An 18,615-nucleotide genomic window follows, 5' to 3' on the forward strand; every position below is an offset into this window, starting at 1 on the left:
CCGTGACCGACCGGGTCCCGTTCAACACGCACCCACGAACGGCCGCCGGCGGCACTGCCCGCCGGCGGGAGGAGGAAGCTCGATGCCCACGATGAAGGCCGCGTTCGCCATGACGCCCGAGCTGTTGCCGTTCGTCTTCGGCGACGATGAGGTTCGCCGGCTCCAGCAACTCGTCGACCTGGACCCGCGACGCGTTCTGAATGCGGACGCGGGCCTCCAGGACATCGAGGAGGAAGAGCTCGCGGCCATCAACCTCCTGATCACGGGGTGGGGTGCGCCCCCGATCGGACCGAAGCAGCTCGCCATGATGCCCGCCCTCCGCGGCGTGGTGCACTGGGGTGGGGGCGGTGGATTCCTGGACGAAGTCGCGACGGCCCGAGGCATCCCCGTGTCGACTGCGCGGGCCGCGAATGCCCTCCCCGTGGCGGAGTTCACGATCGCCATGATCACTCTGGCCGCCAAGGACGCGTTCTGGGCCTCACGCCTGTACCGCCGCGAACAGCGACAGATCGATCGCGAAGCCGAGCTCCCCCACACCGGCCTGTACGGCACCACGATCGGCCTCGTCGGGGCATCGACGATCGGGAGACTGGTCATCGAGCAGCTTCAGGGTCGAGACGTCGAGCTGCTCGTCTACGACCCGTACCTGACCGACGCGGATGCCGCACACCTCGGTGTCGAAACGGTCCGCGATCTCGAAGATCTCGCGCGCCGCAGCACCGTGCTCTCGCTCCACGCGCCGGCGATGCCGCAGACCGATGGGATGATCTCGCGTGCGGTGCTCGCCGCGATGCCCGACGGCGCGACCCTCGTGAACACGGCGCGGGGCTCGCTCGTCGACCAGGACGCCCTGGTGGAAGAGCTCGCCGAGGGCCGGCTTGGGGCGATCCTCGACGTCACCGATCCCGAGGTGCTGCCGGAGGGACATCCGCTGTACACGCTTGCGAACGTGTTCCTCACCCCTCACCTCGCGGGATCCACCGGGACGGAGCTCCGCCGGCTCGGCCGCGCGGCGCTCGCCGAGGTCGAGCGATTCGTCGCCGGCGCGCCGTTCGAGTATCCGATCACCAGCCCCTGACCCGGCGGAGTACTGCAGTGACCTCGGCTACCGCTTCGCACGTCGACCAGCGGTCCGCCATCGAGTGGACCCACCCTCGACTGCACCTCCGTTTCGACCACGACGCCGACCACCCGGTCTCCCTCGTGCACTGGTCGAGCCTTCCCGACGCACCGTCGATCGTCGTGCCGTCGGTGATCGTCGACCTCAGCGTCGCCGGGGAGGAGCGCGAACGCCACAACCAGAGCCTCCTCCTCTGGGGGGCCGGGCGGCGCCTGCGCTACACCGGCCACGATGCGGACGGCGACGAGCTGCGCATTGACCAGCACGATCCCCTGAGCGGTCTCGAGGTGACCAGCGTCTTCAGGGCGGCGGGGCCGGGAGTCCAGCTCCGGCACGTCGTGCGCAACGGCGCGCAGGGCGAAACCGTGCTCCTGGCGGTGAGTTCCGCGCTCGTGTCGGTTCCGGCTCTATCTGTCCGGCTTCCTCGAGGGGCTCAGCGAGGAGCAGTTCGCCCTCGCGTGAGGCCGTCGCCGTCCACAAGGAATCGCGCCACCGCATCGCCGGGACGCATCCGGCACGGCCGCTCGACCTCCCGGGCTGGGACGACGACGTGATCGCGCTGCAACTCGATGCCGGTTCCGAGTCGCTGCGGGGCGCTGTGGTCGAGACGTACCGCAACCCAGATCGCGCTGCCGACGCTCCGCGGACGGAGCCTCGAGCAGGTCTATCCGGTCACCTTGCCGGAGTGGACCATCCGAACGGTGCACGGCGCGCCGACCGTCGAGGCTTACGCAGGGCCCTCCGCGCGGATCTTCGCGGTGCGGTGACCGAGCCGCCGCCAGTCACCCTCAGACTCGCTCGACACCGCCCCAGGCGGTGCTGAGCCGCTCGTACTCTTCCGCGGTCACCGGCAGGACGACCCCGTGGCAGGGGTCGCTCGGCAGCCGGAAGTCCTCGGAAGGAGCCCACTGACCGCCCGCCAGGTCGGTCGACTCGAACGGGACATAACGGCGTTCGGGAGTGAACTCATCGATCCAGAGGAACCACTTCTCGTCGGTGTTCGACTTGTACACCAACGGCCCCTCCCCTCGGCTGATCGCACCCAGACCGATGCCTGCGGCCAACGGCCTCCAATGCATCGCGGTCAGCGACTCGGACGTCTCCGAGAACACCGACTTGCCCTGAGGGGCCACGCCGTCCCGGGCCCGTTCATCCTTGAGGAAGCGGTAGTAGAGGCCATCGTGCAGGATCACCGTGGCGTCGATCGTCTGCCACCCGCGGTCGACCCACACGCGAGGCTCGGAGAACTCCCGGAAGTCGCGCGTGAACGCGTACATGATCCGGTTGTAGCTCGCACCCGCGTGCTCGGCGTCGTCGTAGAGCGTGGAAGACCAGTGCACCAGGAAGGCGTCATGCCCGGGATCCCACACCGACTCCGGGGCCCAGGCGTTCCCGGCCTCGGGCGGTGCCACCTCGACCAGGCGACCTTCGTCCCAGTTCACGAGATCCGTAGACTCCCAGACGACGATCGAGCGGCTGCCGTGGCGCACGTGCCGGTCCCAGTCGGTGCTCGCATGCACGCGCAGATCCGTCGCGACAAGGTAGAAGCGATCCTCGCCGGGGGCGCGGACGATGTGCGGGTCGCGTACCCCGCGCTCGCCCAGCTTCGAGGAGAGCACCGGTCTGCCGCCGTTGAGGTCGTCGAAGTGCAGCGGGTCGTTCCTGTCGCTCAGCGCGAAGTGGATCTGCTCACCGTCGTCCGACTCGCGTTTGAAGTGGGCGTAGAGGTAACCGACGTACTCGGGATGCTGTCTACCGTTGGAGGTCATGAAGGTGCACCATCTCTCGGGTCGTTCGATGGACCGGCGTGCCGCCGGGGCCGAGCGTCAGCGCGCCGCGATTATCGCTGACGCCGGTGGATATCGCTATCCTTACTTCGCCCACTATACCGACTCACGCTACGGGCAGTTCTCCGATGTCCGGACGGATGACAGTGGGGTTTCCGTTCCGAGCCGGGTGGTCGTGAGCCCGCCCGGGCGGCGTCGCGTGCAGTGGCACGCGAATGAACCCGGCCGCTTTCATCTCCGCGCCCCAACCGATCGGCCCTGTCGGGTGACGGCTAGGATATCGTTTGCACCGCAAGGGCCTGGAAGGAGCCGATGTTGCCCCCCGAGAAGCCCCCGACACTGACCGACGTCGCTCGCCTCGCCGGCGTGTCCGTGCCCACCGCGTCTCGCGCGTTGAACGGCGGGGTGCGTGGCACCCAGAGCGGCACCCCCGAACTGCGACGCCGCGTGCATGATGCTGCCCGCGCCCTGGGGTACTCCGTGAACCCCGCGGCGCAGGCGACGAAGGGCGGGCGCGCGCGCACCGTCGCACTGCTCGTGAGCGACATCGAGGACTTCGGCTCCGCGACGATGATCTCGGGCGTCATGCACGCCGCCGAGAAGCGCGGCGTCTCCGTCGCCGTGCGCACCACGCTCGACGACCCACTCCGTGAGCTGGACCTGCTCACCGCCCTCAGGGGGGAGCGACACCGCGCGGTCGTCATCGCCACCGCGAGAACGACCGACAAGCACCGCGAGCGAGCACTGGAAGCGCAGCTGCGCACCCTCGCGGAGCACGGAACGCGCGTCGTGATCGTGGGTGACAATTCTCTCGGCTTCCCGTCGGTCACCGTCGACAATCACGAGGCAGCGCGTCTCCTGGCGGATTCGCTGGTCCGATCGGGCAAGCGGCGCTTCGCCGTGCTGTCGGGGCCGACGATCGAGATCACGTCGAACGACCGAGTCCAGGGGTTCCTCGAGGGGCTCTCGGCTCACGGCATCGCCGTGCCCGCGTCGGACATCGTGTCCCGCGCGTTCTCCCGCGACGGCGGGTATGCCGCCGTCGATCAGCTTGCCGAAAGGATCGGGGAGCTCGACGTCGTCGCCGCCATGAGCGACGCGATGGCGGTGGGTGCGATCGCCCATCTCCGTGAGCTGGGCATGGAGTCGCCTCGCGACGTGGAGGTCACGGGCTTCGACCACGTTCCCATGCTGGGCGACGTCCTTCCCCGGTTCAGCACCGTGGAGGTGCCCCTCGAAGCGTTCGGCGAGGCGGCGCTGTCGTTGGCGTTGGACGACGACGATCCGGAGCCCCAAGCCCGCGTCGCCCTCCGCGCGACGCCGATCGTGCACGGCAAACCGGTCGCTCGTTCGTAGCCGCCTCCGGACCCGTTCGCGCGGATTGGCAAACGCTATCCTTATCGATACGCTCTTTCGAACACGCACTGAGCAAGGGAGCATCGTGGAGCCGATGAGCAGACTCGACGTGCACGGTGGCCGCATCCGGCCCGGCGCGATCGTCTACGACGACCGCGACGAGGTCGCTCAGCTGCACGGCATCGGCATCCAGCGCGTCGGAGAGCTCTGGTACGCCTGGGGCGAGGACAAGACGGCCGGGGGAACCTTCACCGCTGTCGCCTGCTATTCCTCTCCCGACCTCGTCTCTTGGCGCTACGAGGGCGACGCGCTCGCCGCGGCGGACGGAGATCTGGGGGCCGACCGCGTCATCGAGCGGCCGAAGGTGCTCCAGCGCCCCGACGGCGCCTGGGTGATGTTTCTCCACGCCGACACCGCAGACTACTCGTATGCGCGCGTCGGATACGCCGTCGCGGAGCATCCGGCGGGGCCCTACCGCTACCTGCACAGCGAACGGCCGATGGGGAACATCAGCCGCGATATCGGCGTGTATCAAGAGGGCGACGTCGGCTACCTCTTGTCCGAAGACCGCGACAACGGGCTGCAGATCTACCGCCTGCGTCCCGACTACCTCGGCGTCGAAGATGTCGTGGCGACGCTCCGACAGCAGCAGCGCCCTGAGGTCGGATACGAATCGCCCACGCTTGTTCGCAAGGATGGCCTCTACTATCTGTTCGGCTCGGACCTCACCGGATGGAGCACGAACGACAACATGTACACCACCGCACCTTCTCTCGAGGGGCCGTGGGACCGGTGGCGTCCCTTCGCTCCCGCCGGCAGCGCCACGTTCGACTCTCAAGTCAGCGTCGTCGTCGCTGTCGGCACCGGCCACCTGTACGTCGGCGACCGGTGGCAGCGGGACTCGCTCGCGACATCTCCCCCTGTCTGGCTTCCGATCACCATCGCCGACGGCGCAGCCACCATGCAGTGGCACGACACATGGAGCCCGCAGGCCGCCTTCGCCTGACCTCCCCGCTCCCGGTCGCTTCGCCGCGCCACACCCCCTGAGCGGGCCCCACGTGCGCTCGCACGCGCTTGAAGTGTCTTCAACCCGAGAACGCAGCGATGATGTGCTGCCTGAGCCCGTGGAGCACCTCGACAACTCCGCCGCGCTCGACGACGTCCGCGCCGTCATCGAGCAGGGTGCGTACGATGCGGATTGGAATTCTCTGTCCGCGTACACACCGCCGCGCTGGTACCGGGACGCGAAGGTTCGGCATCTTCATCCACGGGGGGGGTGTACTCGGTTCCCGCGTTCGGGAACGAGTGGTACTCGCGCAACATGTACCTGGCGGGCACCTCCGAGTTCGAACACCATGTGCAGGTCTACGGCGAACACCGCGACTTCGGGTACAAGGACTTCATCCCCGAGTTCCGGATGGAGCAGTTCGAACCCGCGGAGTGGGCAGCGCTCATGCGCGCCGCCGGCGCCCAGTTCGTCGTTCCGTTGGCGGAGCATCACGACGGATTCGCAATGTACGACACGGAGCGCTCACGGTGGAGCGCGGTGCAGATGGGACCGCGTCGGGACGTGTTCGGCGACCTCCTCGAGGCAGTGGATGCCGCGTGGATGGTGCGCGGAGCATCCTGGCACCGCGCCGAGCACTGGTTCTTCATGAACGGTGGGGCGCGTTCGCCCCCGGAAGCCCGGTCTACGACATCGAACGAGGCACGATGTGAACCCAGCCCGACGTGTGGCAAAACGACACCGCCGTGTCGAAGTCCGCGTGGTGCTGGATCGAGGGTCACCACTACAAGACTGCGCAAGACCTCATCGCGGAGCTCGCGGACGTGGTCTCCAAGAACGGCAACCTCCTGCTGAACATCGGCCCCAAGCCCGACGGCACCATTCCGGAAGCCGAGCAGCGGATCCTGCGCGAGATCGGCGCCTGGCTGTCTGTCAACGGCGAAGCCATCTACGGCATCCGCCCATGGTGATCGCGGCAGAGGGGCCGACGGAGACGCAGGCAGGGTCGATGGTCGACTCCACCACCCCCGCGTACACGAGCAGCGACATCCGCTTCACCACGCGCAGCGACGTCACGGGACGCTACGTGTACGCGATCATCCTTGCCGTCCCCGAGTCGCAGTGGGTCGTCGACGCGTATCTCATCACGCTCGGCGCGCTGATCCTCGTCGCAGGATCCGTGAGCGACGCCTACGGGCGGGGTGCTCGTGCTGCGTATCGGGCTCATCGGCTTCGGCGTCGCCTCTCTCCCGCTTCTGGTCGGCGCAGTGCTCTTCCTCGCGTTCGTGCTGCGGCAGCGTACGGTGCGGCACCCGATCCTTCCGCTCGACCTGTTCCGCGTGCGCAACTTCTGGACGGGCAACGTCTCGACCACGTTCATCTACGGCGCGCTGGCCCTCAACGGGCTCGTCGTGGTCGTGTACCTGCAGGAGGGCGCCGGCCTGCCCGCCACTCTCGCGGGACTCGCGAGTCTGCCGATGACGATCCTGTTGATCCTCTCCAGCTCCCGCGTGGGCGCGCTCAGCGGCCGGTGGGGGCCGCGCTTCTTCATGACCGCAGGCCCCCTGACGATGGGCGTCGGCGCGCTCCTGCTCCTCACGGTGGACACGGACTTCTCGTACTGGTGGCAGGTGCTGCCGAGCATGATCGTGATGGGCGCCGGCCTCGCGCTCACCGTCGCACCTCTGACGTCGGCGATCCTCGGCTCGATCGAGCCCGAGCGCTCGGGCATCGCCTCCGCCGTGAACAATGCGGTCGCACGCGTGGCCGGACTCATCGCCATCGCCCTGCTCGCCACCATCGTCGGCGGCGCGCTCGACCTCGAGGGCTTCCACCGCTCGGCCATCGTCACGGCCGTGCTCATGATCGCCGGTGGGATCACCTCGTTCTTCGGCATCCGCAATCCGGATCGCGCGCAGGGCTCGGGTATCGGCGCGCCTTAGACCCGGCGATCAACGGTGGCTCGCAGCATCCGTGGACTGCAAGACTGACCGCATGGCCGTCATCGAGAATTCGAAAGTCACCATCGTCGGAGCCGGCAGCGTCGGTTCGAGCGCCGCGTATGCCGCGCTCATCCGCGGTTCCGCCCGCCACGTCGCCCTGTACGACATCGCCACTCAGAAGGTCGAGGCCGAGGTGCTCGACCTCGCGCACGGCACGCAGTTCACGGGCACGAGCGACATCATCGGCGGCAGCGATCTGTCGGTCGTCGAAGGCTCGCACGTCGTCGTGATCACGGCGGGCGCCAAGCAGAACCCGGGTCAGACGCGCATCGAGCTCGCCGGGGTGAACGCCGGGATCATGAAGACGATGATGCCGCAGCTGCTGAGTGTGGCGCCCGACGCCGTCTACGTCATCGTCACGAACCCGTGCGACGTGCTCACGGTGCTCGCACAGGAGCAGACCGGCCTTCCGCCCGAGCGCATCTTCGCGTCGGGCACCGTGCTCGACACGTCGCGTCTGCGCTGGAAGCTCGCCGAGCGCGCCGGGGTCTCGACCTCGAGCGTGCACGCGTACATCGTGGGCGAGCACGGCGACACCGAGTTCCCGCTGTGGTCGAAGGCCACGATCGGCACCGTCCCGATCCTCGAGTGGGTCACGCCTGCGGGCGACCGCATGACGGTCGACGAGCTCGACCAGATCGCCATCGACGTGCGCGACGCCGCCTACAAGGTGATCCAGGGCAAGGGCGCGACGAACTATGCGATCGGCCTGTCGAGCGCGCGCATCATCGAGGCGATCCTGAACGACGAGCGCGCGGTCATGCCCGTCTCGCCCGTGCTGCACGACTTCCACGGCGTCGACGGCGTGGCACTGTCGGTGCCGTCGGTCGTCAGCGCGGCGGGCGCCGTGCCCATTCGCGAGACGCAGTTCGCCCCCGATGAGCTCGAGCTGTTCCACGCCTCCGCCGACGCGCTGAGGCAGGTGGCCGACTCGCTGCGCGGCTGATCGGCTGACGTGAGGAGGACGGATGCTGCGGCCCGCGGCATCCGTCCCCCTCATCCGTGCGGGCGGGCCGTCGTTCCCGCGCGGGGGCTCACGGGAGATGTCGCGGGCTGGACGTAGGCTCATCGCATGCCCGCTGCCCGACGCCCGACGCAGACCGCCCCCTACCGGTGCACCGAGTGCGGCTGGACCACGCTCAAGTGGGTCGGGCGCTGCGGCGAGTGCCAGCAGTGGGGCACCGTGGTCGAGGCCGCCGAGCAGACCGGCATCCTCCGGTCCGTCACGCCGGTGTCTCCCGGAGCGGGGCGCGCGGCCCAGCCGATCACGCGCATCGACACGTCCGACGCACCGCGGCGCACCACCGGTGTCGGCGAGTTCGACGGCGTCCTCGGCGGCGGGCTCGTGCCGGGCGCCGCGATCCTGCTGTCCGGCGAGCCGGGCGTCGGCAAGTCCACGCTGCTGCTCGAGGTCGCGGCGCAGTCCGCCCAGGCAGGACGCCGCGTGCTCTACGCGAGCGCCGAGGAGTCGACCGCGCAGGTGCGGCTGCGCGCCGAGCGCACCGGCGCCCTCCACGACGAGCTGTACCTTGCGAGCGAGACCGACCTCGCCACGATCCTCGGGCATGTCGACGACGTGACCCCCGATCTCCTCATCGTCGACTCGGTGCAGACGGTGTCGTCGGCGCTGTCTGAGGGCATGGCCGGGCATCCCTCGCAGGTGCGCGAGGTGGCGGCGACGCTGATCCGCGTCGCGAAGGAGCGCGGGCTGCCGACGATCATCGTCGGCCATGTCACGAAGGACGGCTCGATCGCCGGGCCCCGCATCCTCGAGCACCTCGTCGACGTCGTGTGCCAGTTCGAGGGCGACCGGCAGACGTCGCTGCGGTTCGTTCGAGCGCTCAAGAACCGCTTCGGGCCGACGGACGAAGTCGGATGCTTCGACATGACCGGCGCCGGCATCGCCGAGGTTCCCGACCCCAGCGCGCTGTTCCTCGGGCACGGCAGCACCGAGCCGGGAACGTGCGTCTCGATCGCGCTCGAAGGGCGACGGGCGCTCCCCGTCGAGGTGCAGGCGCTCACCATCGACAGCAAGTCGGGCAACCCGCGGCGCATCGTGAACGGCGTCGATGCCGCACGAGTCGCCACCGTGCTCGCGGTCCTCGAGAAGCGGATGAAGATCAGGACCTCGGATCAGGACGTATACGTCTCGACGGTCGGCGGGGTGAGATTCGCCGAGCCGGCGGCCGACCTCGCGATCGCGCTCGCCGTGGCCAGCGCGGTCGAGGGGTGGACGATTCCCCGGCACATCGCCGTGGTCGGCGAACTGAGTCTGGCCGGCGAGGTGCGGCCCGTCACCCAGGCGACGCAGCGGCGCAGCGAAGGCGCACGTCTCGGCTATCGGGACGTCATCGACCACCGCTCAGGATCGCTGGGCGGCGCCGTCACCGACGTGCGGGTGCGGTCGAAAGACGGGCCCGGTGAGGACATTCCCGAGTTCTGAGGTTCTGCGGGTCCGCTCAGCGGCCGCGAGGCCGACGTCGACGCCCAGGGTCGACGTACCCGAGCATGATGGGGATCACGAGTCCGGCCGCGCACACGATTCCGACGAGCAGGAATTCCACCCGGCGAGTCTGCCCCGTGGTCCCCGCGGACGCAAACCCTTCGCTCGGAGTGTCTGAATCCGCGGTCAGGCGTCGAGCGCGGCGATGAGGTCGGCGGGCGAGGCCTGCAGCGGGTAGGGTCCGGCGATGTCGAAGAAGACCGTGGTGATCTCATCCTCGTGGGCGCCGAGGAAGGAGCGCAGCCACGCCGGCGACTGGAGTGCGACGCCCGGCGGCAGCGTCTCGGGCTTGTGGGCGGCGTCGCTGAACAGCAGCAGCGCGATGTCGCCGGTCTTCGCGTCGCGGTAGGTCCACACCTCGCCGACGTCGAGCGGGTTGTCGCGGTGGCCGGGCCGCATCAGCGGCACGACGGTCGGCCCGTGCCGCAGCGCGAAGGCGACGGCGGCCATGTCCTGGGTCTGGAGCGCGTCGCCGAGCTGCGTGTTGCGGAACTCGAGCGGTTCCTTCGCCTTCTTCGCGCGCTTCTTGCCTGCCACCCGTCCAGCGTAATCGCCCGCAGAAGCGGTCCAGGAGCGGGCGTCAGGCGAGGAAGCCGCGCAGCAGGGCCTCCGAGCCGGCGAGGTGTTCGAGAATGGCGGCCTCCGCGGCATCCGGTCGCCCTGCGAGGATCGCGGTCACGATCCGCTCGTGCTGCACGTTGGAGTGCTCGATGTTGCGCGGCAGCAGCGGGAACGTATCGAGCCACTCGTTCACGCGCGCGCGGTTCTCGGCGGCGAGCGCGACGAGGGAGGGGATTCCGGCGAGCTCGGCGATCGTCAGGTGCAAGAGGGTGTCGAGCCGGCGATAGTCGGATTCGGATGCCTCGGCCACGACCTCGTACCGCGCCCACAGCTCGTCGCGGGCGACGGCGTCGAGCGTGCGTCCTGCGGCGGCGCGGGCCGCGCCTGCTTCGAGCACTCGCCGCAGGCCCAGGACGTCTTCGAGCTCGGCGGGCGTGACGTCGCGCGGGTGCGGCGGCTGCGGCAGCGGATCCGCGACGAACGTGCCGCCGTATCGCCCGCGGCGGCGCACGAGGTAGCCGGTGTCGGCGAGCTCGCGGATCGCCTCGCGCACGGTGTCCCGGCTCACGGCATACAGCACGGCGAGCTCGCGCTCCGACGGCAGGGACTCCCCCGGCGCGACGACTCCGAGCCGGATGGTCTGCACCAGGCGCGCGACGGTGTCCTCGAGCGCGTTGCCCTCGCGCACCGGTCGGTAGACGGCCTTGCGAACCTCCTGCAGCGGGGCGTCGGTCATGGCTGCGCCCCCTTCCCCTGCACCGTTTGCAGGACGATCCCGATGTGACCTGCCCGGCGCGCGGGTTTCGGCATCCGTTCAGGCAATCGGTCCTGCAAACGGTACTGGGTTCGCATTGGAGTCGGACCTTACAGCGGCGTGACGTAGGCGTTCGTGATGCCGCCGTCGACCACGAAGGCGGTCGCCGTGATGAACGACGCGTCGTCCGAGGCCAGGAAGGCGACCGCGGCGGCGAGCTCCTCAGGCTCGGCGAACCGGCCCATCGGCACGTGCACGAGCCGGCGCTGCGCGCGCTCGGGGTCCTTGGCGAACAGCTCCTGCAGCAGCGGGGTGTTCACCGGCCCGGGGCACAGAGCGTTCACGCGGATGCCCTGCCGTGCGAACTGCACGCCGAGCTCGCGGGTCATGGCGAGTACGCCGCCCTTCGACGCGGTGTACGAGATCTGCGACGTCGCCGAGCCGAGCAGCGCCACGAACGACGCGGTGTTGATGATCGACCCCTTGCCCGCCGGCACCATGTGCCGCAGGGCCGCGCGGGAGCACAGGTACACCGACTTGAGGTTCACGTCCTGCACGCGGTCCCACGCCGGCAGCTCGGTCGTCTCGATCGAGTCGTCGTCTGCGGGCGAGATGCCGGCGTTGTTGAATGCGATGTCGATGCGGCCGAACTCGGCGGCGACGCCGTCGAACACCGCGTCGACCTGCGTCTCGTCGGCGACGTTCACCTGGCGGAAGACGCCGTCGACATCGTCCGCGGCGACCTCGCCGCTGGCCGGGTCGAGGTCGGCGATCACGACACGCGCGCCCTCCGCCGAGAACCGCCGCGCCGTCGCCAGCCCGATCCCGGACGCGCCGCCCGTGATGATCGCGACCCGGTCCTTGAGTCTCGCCGTCAGATCCATGCTGTTCCCTCTCAGTCCGTCGCGAAGAAGACGTTCTTGGTCTCGGTGAAGTGCTCGGCGGCGTCGGGGCCGAGCTCGCGCCCGAGACCCGAAGCCTTCATCCCGCCGAACGGCGTCCAGTACCGCACCGACGCGTGCGAGTTGACCGACAGCACACCGCTCTTCACACCGCGCGAGACCCGCACCGCGCGGCCCAGGTTCTCGGTCCAGATGGAGCCGGCGAGTCCGTAGATCGTGTCGTTCGCCAGGCGGATCGCGTCGGCCTCGTCATCGAACGGGAGCACCGCGACGACGGGGCCGAAAACCTCCTCCTGCGCGATGCGGTCGCCGCGATCGGCCAGCACCACAGTCGGCGCCAACCAGAAACCGTCGCCGTCCGGGGCCGAGCCGCGGAACGCCACGTTCGCGCCGTCGAGGAATCCCTCGACCGTGCTCCGATGGGATTCCGAGATCAGCGGCCCCATCTCCGTCCCCTCGTCCGCGGGGTCGCCGACGCGCCACGCCCGCACCGCGGGCTCGAGCAGCTCGAGGAAGCGGTCGTACACGGGCCGCTCGACCAGGATCCGGCTGCGGGCGCAGCAGTCCTGGCCGGCGTTGTCGAACACGGCGCCCGGCGCCGCGGCCGCCGCCTTTTCAAGGTCGGCGTCGGCGAACACGATGTTGGCGCTCTTGCCGCCCAGCTCCAGGGTCACGGGCTTCAGCTCGCGCGCACAGCCGGCCGCGACATCCGTTCCCACCGACGTCGAGCCGGTGAAGACGACCTTGCGCACGTCCGGGTGCGAGACGAAGCGCTGCCCGACCACCGAGCCCGAGCCGGTGATCACCTCGAAGAGCCCCTCCGGCAGTCCGGCGAGAAGCGCGAGTTCCCCGAGGCGCACCGCCGTCAGAGGAGTCAGCTCAGCAGGTTTGAGCACGACGGCGTTGCCTGCGGCGAGCGCCGGCGCAAAACCCCACGACGCGATCGTCATCGGGAAGTTCCACGGCACGATGATCCCGACGACCCCGTACGGCTCGTGGAAGGTGACGTCGAGACCGCCCGCGACCGGGATCTGCTGCCCCGAGAGCCGCTCGGGCGCACCGGCGGAGAAGTTCAGCACCTGCGCCACGTGCGACGCCTCCCACCGGGCCGACGCGATCGGGTGCCCTGAGTTGAGCACCTCCAGCTGCGCCAGCTCCTCGACGTGCGCCTCGACGACACGCGCGAACGACCGCAGCGCGTCCGCACGCGCGACCGGCGGCAGCGACGCCCACGAACGCTGTGCGGCGACGGCGCGCGAGATCGCAGCATCCGTCTCGTCCACGCTCGCCCGCGCGACCTCGCGGATCGGCAGCGCGGTCGCGGGGTTGATGACGGTGAACACGGCGCTCATGCGGTCGGCACCTCCCGAGATGCGTAGACGGATGCCGCGGCCACGAGTCCCGCGAACAGCCGGCGGTCCTCCTGGTTCTGCTCAGGGTGCCACTGCACTCCGAGGACGTAGCCCTCGCCGTCGGACTCGAACGCCTGCACGAGACCGTCGTCGCTGTGGGCGGTCGCCACGAGGCCGTCGCCGAGCCGGTCGACGCCCTGATGGTGGTAGCTGTGCACCGCGAGCGCGCCGGGGCCGACGAGCCCCGCCAGACGCGATCCCTCGTCCACCAAGACGTCGTTCGTCGCGAAGACGCCGCCCCCGACGCGGAACCGTTCGGTGCCGAGCACCTCGGGCAGGTGCTGGTGCAGCGTGCCGCCGCGTGCGACGTTCACGAGCTGCAGGCCGCGGCAGATCGCGAGCACCGGCAGCCGTCGCTCTTCCGCGCCTCGGAAGAGCGCCAGCTCCCACGCATCGCGATCCGGGCGGGCAGCGTCCGTGAGCGGATGCCGCTCGGCACCGTAGAGCTCCGGCTGCACGTCGAGGCCGCCGGTGAGGATGAGGCCGTCGAGCCCGTCGAGCACCGCGTCGGCGGCGATCTCGGGATCCGGCTGCGGCGGCAGCAGCACCGCGATGCCGCCCGACCCCGTCACCGAGTCGAAGTAGACCTCCGGCAGGAAGGCCGCCCGCACGTCCCACACCCCCTGCTTCGCCTGCTCGAGGTAGGTCGTCAGACCGATCACCGGCTTCCTAGAGGCGTTCGAAGCCACGGACCCTCTCCCAGTCGGTCACGGCGCCGTCATAGGCCTCGACCTCGATGCGCGCCTGGTTCAGGTAGTGGTCGACCATGTCGTCGCCGAAGGCCGCGCGGGCGATGGCCGACTCGTCGAACAGCTGCGCCGCTTCGCGCAGCGTCGTCGGAAGGTGGTCGACGCCCGCGGTATACGCGTTGCCCTCGAGTCGATCAGGCAGCGGCAGCTCGTGCTCGATGCCGTGAAGCCCTCCCGCGATGATCGCGGCGATGCCGAGGTACGGGTTGACGTCGCCGCCGGGCACACGGTTCTCGACGCGCAGTGATGAGCCGCGGCCGATCACACGCAGCGCGCAGGTGCGGTTGTCGACACCCCACGCGATGCCGGTCGGGGCGAACGAGCCCTTCGCGAACCGCTTGTACGAGTTGATGTTCGGCGCGTAGAGCAGCGTGAACTCGCGAAGCGTGGCGAGGATGCCGGCGATCCAGTGCTCCATGAACGGGCTGAAGCCGTGGTCGCCTTCGCCCGCCATGACGGGATCGCCCGCAGCGGAACGCACCGACAGGTGGATGTGGCAGCTGTTGCCCTCGCGCTCGTTGAACTTCGCCATGAAGGTCAGGGACTTGCCGTGGTGCTCGGCGATCGCCTTCGCGCCGTTCTTGTAGATCGCGTGCTGGTCGGCGGTCTCCTGCGCCTCGGCGTAGCGGAACGCGATCTCCTGCTGACCGAGATTGCACTCGCCCTTGACGCCCTCGGTGTAGAGGCCGGCCCCGTCCATCGACAGGCGGATGTCGCGCAGCAGCGGTTCGAGACGGCCCGAGGCGAGCAGGTCGTAGTCGACGTTGTAGTCGGTCGACGGCGTGAGATCGCGATAGCCCTTGGCCCAGGCATCCCGATAGGTGTCGTCGAAGACGATGAACTCGAGCTCGGTGCCCGAGAAGGCGACGAGACCGCGGTCGGCAAGGCGCTGACGCTGGCGGTTCAGGATGTCCCGCGGAGACTGCACGACGGGCTCGCCGTTCTCCCACGTGAGGTCGGCCATGACGAGCGCCGATCCGGGAAGCCAGGGGATGCACCGGAGGGTGGAGACGTCGGGCTTCAGCATCATGTCGCCGTAGCCGGTCTCCCAGCTCGACATCGCGTAGCCGTCGACCGTGTTCATGTCGACGTCGACCGACAGCAGGTAGTTGCACGCCTCGGCGCCGTGGGGCAGCACCTCCTCCTGGAAGAGCCGCGCCGACACCCGCTTGCCGACCAGGCGCCCCTGCGCGTCGGCGAACGCGACGACGACGGTGTCGATGTCTCCGGCGGCGATCCCGGCGTTCAGCTGCTCGACGGTGAGGTTGCCCGGCACCCGTTCCTCCTCCTGCTGTCGACGTGCGACGAGACTCGTGAGCGCGGTCCTCCCGAACCGCGCTCACCCGCACACTCTAACCAAAATCCGTTTCAAAGGTAGACACAGCCGACCAATAGGCACCACAATCGGCGAAAAGTGCATGAGCGCGACCCGAGCGCACCTCCCTTCGCGAATCCTTGGAGGACCGATGTCCCAAGCGAGCAGTGCCACTCCGCCGGAATCCCCGGCATCGTCCACCGCCACCTCAGCGAAGGTCGCGGGAGCGACCTATACGAGGGCCGGCCAGGACTACTTCGAGAAGCGCGGCCTGAAACGAACCGCCGGCGTGTGGGGTCTGTGGGGCCTCGCCGTCGCCGCGGTCATCTCGGGCGACTTCTCGGGATGGAACTTCGGCATCGACTTCGCCGGCTTCGGCGGCATGCTGATCGCCTTCGTCATCCTCGTCGCCATGTACTACGGCATGATCTTCTCGATCGGCGAGATGGCCGCCGCCATGCCCCACACCGGCGGCGCCTACTCCTTCGCGCGCTCCGCGATGGGTCCGTGGGGCGGCCTCATCACCGGCGCCGCCGAGACGATCGAGTACGTCGCGACGACCGCGGTCATCGTCTTCTTCTCGGCCTCGTACGCCGACGCCATCACCTCCGAGCTGCTCGGGCTGTCACTGCCCGGCTGGGTGTGGTGGATCATCCTGTACGCGGTCTTCATCGCCCTGAACGCCGCCGGCGCCAGCATCTCCTTCACGTTCGCGATCGTGGTCTCGGTGATCTCGATCGGCATCATCCTGGTGTTCTCCGCGATGGCGCTGTTCTCGGGCGCCTTCCAGTGGGCGAACCTGTGGGACATCGTCCCCGACCCCGGCCAGACGGAGTTCCTGCCGCACGGCGTCCTGCCGATCCTGTTCGCCCTCCCGTTCGCCATGTGGTTCTTCCTCGGCATCGAGGAGCTTCCGCTGGCGGCAGAGGAATCGCACAACCCGGTGCGCGACATCCCGCGCGCAGGCTTCTGGGCGCGGGGCACGCTCATCGTCACCGGTCTGCTGGTGCTGTTCCTCAACACCGGCGTGCTGGGCGCCGAGGCGACGGGCGTGGCCGCCGAACCCCTGCTCGACGGCTTCCGCGCCATCGTCGGCGACCAGCTGGCGGCGCTTCTCGCGCTGTTCGCCCTCGTGGGCCTCCTCGCCTCGCTGCAGGGCATCATGTTCGCCTACGGCCGAAACATGTACTCGCTCTCCCGCGCGGGCTACTACCCGCAGTTCCTGTCGCTCACGGGAAAGCGCAAGACGCCCTGGGTGGCGCTGGTGGTCGGGGCGGTGATCGGCTTCATCGCGCTGGTCATCATCGAGTTCGCCGGCGGCTCGGGCAGTGTCGCGGGCGCCATCGTCCTCAACATCGCGGTGTGGGGCGCGGTGCTCGCGTACTTCCTCCAGATGGTGTCGTTCATCATCCTGCGCAAGAAGCTGCCGAACGTGGAACGCCCCTACCGCAGCCCGTGGGGCATCACCGGAGCGGTCATCGCGGCCGCGATCGCGCTCCTGATCTTCGTCGGATTCCTGCTCAACCCCACGTTCCTGCCCGCGATCATCGCCATCGCGGTCGTCTACGTCGTGCTGCTCCTCGGCTTCGGCCTCTTCTTCCGTCACCGCCTGGTGCTCTCGCCGGAGGAGGAGTACGCGATCTCGGGCGGCTCCCACGGCGACCCGCAGGCGGAGGGCTACGACGCGATGGAGACAGAGGTGTTCGGCGACAAGTCCTAGGTGTTCGGCCAAAACACCTGTGCAAGGGGAACGGAGCGGGGCGCCCTGGGGGACGCCCCGCTCCACTGCGTCACGCGAACGCAGATCGGTTGCGCCCGCGGTCTTCCTGAAGCTCGGGGTTCGGGTCAGTAGAGCAGGAACTGCTTCGGCTCGGTCGAGGGGATGCCGCCGATCTCGACGGAGAGATGGTACGAGGCACCGCCCCCGGGAGCCATCGGCCGGTTGCCGTCGGCGCAGGTGCCGACCGCGGACCGGGTCCGATCCCACGAGAGGGCGGTCGCGCTCGACACGGTCTGACCGGCGGCGATCAGCACGATCATGTCGCTGGGCTCGCTCTGGCAGTCGGTCGACCGCCACCAGATGTCGTCGCCGCTGGTGACCGTGAAGGACTGGGCGCTGGTGCCGACGTTCATCGTGCAGTCGGGGCCGTTGTTGGTGAGCTTGATGGTGAACTGCGGCTGCTGATCGCCCGCGTACGTGTCGGCGCTCGTGACAGGCTCGACTGTGATCTCGCTGGCGACACACGGCTGCGCGGAGGGGGTCGCCCCGGGAGTCGGGGTCTGACCCTCGACGACCGCGCCCTCGACGGCGCCGGTGTCGGGTCCTCCCGTCGACGCCTGCGACGACGGGACCGGCAGCGACTCGGCGGTGTTCTTCGTCTCGGGCTTCTCGTCGGACGACGTGGTCGCCGCGCCCGCCCACGGTTGCGCGATGAGCAGCCAGACGATGCCGGCGATGACCAGCAGCCCCACGATCAGCACGAGCCGCCGGCGACGGTACACCGCCTTCGAGGGACGACGTCGGGGGGTGGTGCCGGTCATGCTCAACAGGCTAACGGCGGGCGTCGCCTTCGCCCGTCGGCGCGCCCCGGATGCCGCGACCCGGCGCGCCAGCGCAGATCAGAGACGCTTCAGCATGCGGGTGTTGCCGAGGGTGTTCGGCTTCACGTGCGCGAGGTCGAGGAACTCCGCGACGCCCTCGTCGGGCGAGCGGATGAGCTGAGAGTAGACGTCGGGGTCGACGACCTGCTCGCCGATCTGCTCGAACCCGCGGCGCGTGAAGAAGTCGACTTCGAACGTGAGGCAGAACAGGCGGGTGAGGCCGAGCGCGCGGGCGTTCGCCTCGAGACCCTCGACGATCGCACGACCCACGCCGTGGTGCAGCCAGCCGTCGGCCACGATCAGGGTGCGCACCTCGCCGAGGTCCTCCCACATGACGTGCAGCGCACCGCATCCGATGATGTCGCCGTTCGCATCCTCGGCGATGAGGAACTGCTGAGTCGCCTCGTAGAGCACGACCAGGTCCTTGCCGAGCAGGATCCGCCGCTGCACGAACGGCTCGAGGAGCGCCTGGATGCGGCGGACGTCGCTCGTGCGCGCCGGCCTGACGGTGAACTCTGCCACCCGTCAAGCGTAGATCCCCGCAAC

General features: G+C 69.3%; 18 protein-coding genes and 1 pseudogene. 10 read left to right on the forward strand and 9 right to left on the reverse strand.

Annotation, left to right across the window (positions count from 1 at the left end; genetic code table 11):
* The first annotated feature begins 82 nt into the window (after nt 1–82).
* Nucleotides 83–1,078, forward strand: a complete 996-nt coding sequence (locus MRBLWH7_RS11475) for a hydroxyacid dehydrogenase (RefSeq protein WP_341994554.1) — start codon at nt 83–85, stop codon at nt 1,076–1,078.
* A gap of 17 nt (nt 1,079–1,095) precedes the next feature.
* Nucleotides 1,096–1,674 carry a hypothetical protein gene (locus MRBLWH7_RS11480; RefSeq protein ID WP_341994556.1) on the forward strand — a complete coding sequence of 193 codons (579 nt, stop codon included), beginning with the start codon at nt 1,096–1,098 and terminating at the stop codon, nt 1,672–1,674.
* 234 nt (nt 1,675–1,908) lie between these two features.
* On the opposite strand, the gene MRBLWH7_RS11485 is transcribed toward MRBLWH7_RS11480, so the two are convergent.
* Entirely contained in the window at nt 1,909–2,889 is a 981-nt protein-coding gene (locus MRBLWH7_RS11485; RefSeq protein ID WP_341994558.1) for a glycoside hydrolase family 43 protein, read from the reverse strand.
* 333 nt (nt 2,890–3,222) lie between these two features.
* Here MRBLWH7_RS11485 and MRBLWH7_RS11490 point away from each other — a divergent pair, with 333 nt between their 5' ends.
* From MRBLWH7_RS11490 to radA, 7 genes and pseudogenes are all read left to right on the forward strand, one after another.
* On the forward strand, nt 3,223–4,263 hold the full coding sequence (locus MRBLWH7_RS11490) for a LacI family DNA-binding transcriptional regulator (RefSeq protein WP_341994561.1): 1,041 nt from the start codon (nt 3,223–3,225) through the stop codon (nt 4,261–4,263).
* Between the two features lie 94 nt (nt 4,264–4,357).
* The gene (locus MRBLWH7_RS11495) at nt 4,358–5,269 is read left to right on the forward strand and encodes a family 43 glycosylhydrolase (protein WP_341994563.1); all 912 of its coding nucleotides are present in this window, start codon (nt 4,358–4,360) and stop codon (nt 5,267–5,269) included.
* Between the two features lie 315 nt (nt 5,270–5,584).
* Nucleotides 5,585–6,124, forward strand: coding sequence for an alpha-L-fucosidase (locus MRBLWH7_RS11500; RefSeq protein ID WP_342002026.1), 540 nt, complete (start codon nt 5,585–5,587; stop codon nt 6,122–6,124).
* Nucleotides 6,016–6,240, forward strand: coding sequence for an alpha-L-fucosidase (locus MRBLWH7_RS11505; RefSeq protein ID WP_341994565.1), 225 nt, complete (start codon nt 6,016–6,018; stop codon nt 6,238–6,240). Before MRBLWH7_RS11500 ends, MRBLWH7_RS11505 begins: the two co-directional genes overlap by 109 nt.
* Nucleotides 6,241–6,389: 149 nt before the next feature.
* Nucleotides 6,390–7,212, forward strand: a pseudogene (locus MRBLWH7_RS11510) (MFS transporter); the annotation flags it as partial.
* A gap of 52 nt (nt 7,213–7,264) precedes the next feature.
* Entirely contained in the window at nt 7,265–8,218 is a 954-nt protein-coding gene (locus MRBLWH7_RS11515; RefSeq protein ID WP_341994567.1) for an L-lactate dehydrogenase, read from the forward strand.
* 126 nt (nt 8,219–8,344) lie between these two features.
* Nucleotides 8,345–9,715 carry a DNA repair protein RadA gene (radA, locus tag MRBLWH7_RS11520; RefSeq protein ID WP_341994569.1) on the forward strand — a complete coding sequence of 457 codons (1,371 nt, stop codon included), beginning with the start codon at nt 8,345–8,347 and terminating at the stop codon, nt 9,713–9,715.
* 186 nt (nt 9,716–9,901) lie between these two features.
* On the opposite strand, the gene MRBLWH7_RS11525 is transcribed toward radA, so the two are convergent.
* The 6 genes from MRBLWH7_RS11525 to MRBLWH7_RS11550 form a co-directional block, all read right to left on the reverse strand.
* Nucleotides 9,902–10,312, reverse strand: coding sequence for a dehydrogenase (locus tag MRBLWH7_RS11525; RefSeq protein WP_341994571.1), 411 nt, complete (start codon nt 10,310–10,312; stop codon nt 9,902–9,904).
* A gap of 43 nt (nt 10,313–10,355) precedes the next feature.
* A complete protein-coding gene (locus tag MRBLWH7_RS11530; protein ID WP_341994573.1) occupies nt 10,356–11,072 on the reverse strand; it encodes a GntR family transcriptional regulator in 717 nt (238 codons plus the stop codon).
* 128 nt (nt 11,073–11,200) lie between these two features.
* Nucleotides 11,201–11,974: a 3-oxoacyl-ACP reductase gene (locus MRBLWH7_RS11535; RefSeq protein WP_341994575.1), complete on the reverse strand. Its 774-nt coding sequence runs from the start codon at nt 11,972–11,974 to the stop codon at nt 11,201–11,203.
* An 11-nt stretch (nt 11,975–11,985) separates the two neighbouring features.
* The gene (locus MRBLWH7_RS11540; protein ID WP_341994576.1) at nt 11,986–13,344 is read right to left on the reverse strand and encodes an aldehyde dehydrogenase family protein; all 1,359 of its coding nucleotides are present in this window, start codon (nt 13,342–13,344) and stop codon (nt 11,986–11,988) included.
* Nucleotides 13,341–14,066 (reverse strand): gamma-glutamyl-gamma-aminobutyrate hydrolase family protein, encoded by a 726-nt coding sequence (locus MRBLWH7_RS11545; RefSeq protein WP_341994577.1) that lies wholly within the window; start codon nt 14,064–14,066, stop codon nt 13,341–13,343. Before MRBLWH7_RS11545 ends, MRBLWH7_RS11540 begins: the two co-directional genes overlap by 4 nt.
* A 7-nt stretch (nt 14,067–14,073) precedes the next feature.
* Nucleotides 14,074–15,429, reverse strand: a complete 1,356-nt coding sequence (locus tag MRBLWH7_RS11550; protein WP_341994579.1) for a glutamine synthetase family protein — start codon at nt 15,427–15,429, stop codon at nt 14,074–14,076.
* A gap of 190 nt (nt 15,430–15,619) precedes the next feature.
* Between MRBLWH7_RS11550 and MRBLWH7_RS11555 the strand changes: the two genes are divergently transcribed.
* On the forward strand, nt 15,620–17,188 hold the full coding sequence (locus MRBLWH7_RS11555) for an amino acid permease (protein WP_341994581.1): 1,569 nt from the start codon (nt 15,620–15,622) through the stop codon (nt 17,186–17,188).
* 125 nt (nt 17,189–17,313) lie between these two features.
* Here the strand turns inward: MRBLWH7_RS11555 and MRBLWH7_RS11560 are convergent, their stop codons facing one another.
* Together MRBLWH7_RS11560 and MRBLWH7_RS11565 are read right to left on the reverse strand one after the other, a co-directional pair.
* A complete protein-coding gene (locus tag MRBLWH7_RS11560; RefSeq protein WP_341994583.1) occupies nt 17,314–18,009 on the reverse strand; it encodes a hypothetical protein in 696 nt (231 codons plus the stop codon).
* 78 nt (nt 18,010–18,087) lie between these two features.
* Nucleotides 18,088–18,591, reverse strand: coding sequence for an amino-acid N-acetyltransferase (locus tag MRBLWH7_RS11565; protein WP_341994585.1), 504 nt, complete (start codon nt 18,589–18,591; stop codon nt 18,088–18,090).
* Nucleotides 18,592–18,615 lie beyond the last annotated feature (24 nt).

Source organism: Microbacterium sp. LWH7-1.2, from assembly GCF_038397755.1.
Classification (GTDB): domain Bacteria; phylum Actinomycetota; class Actinomycetes; order Actinomycetales; family Microbacteriaceae; genus Microbacterium.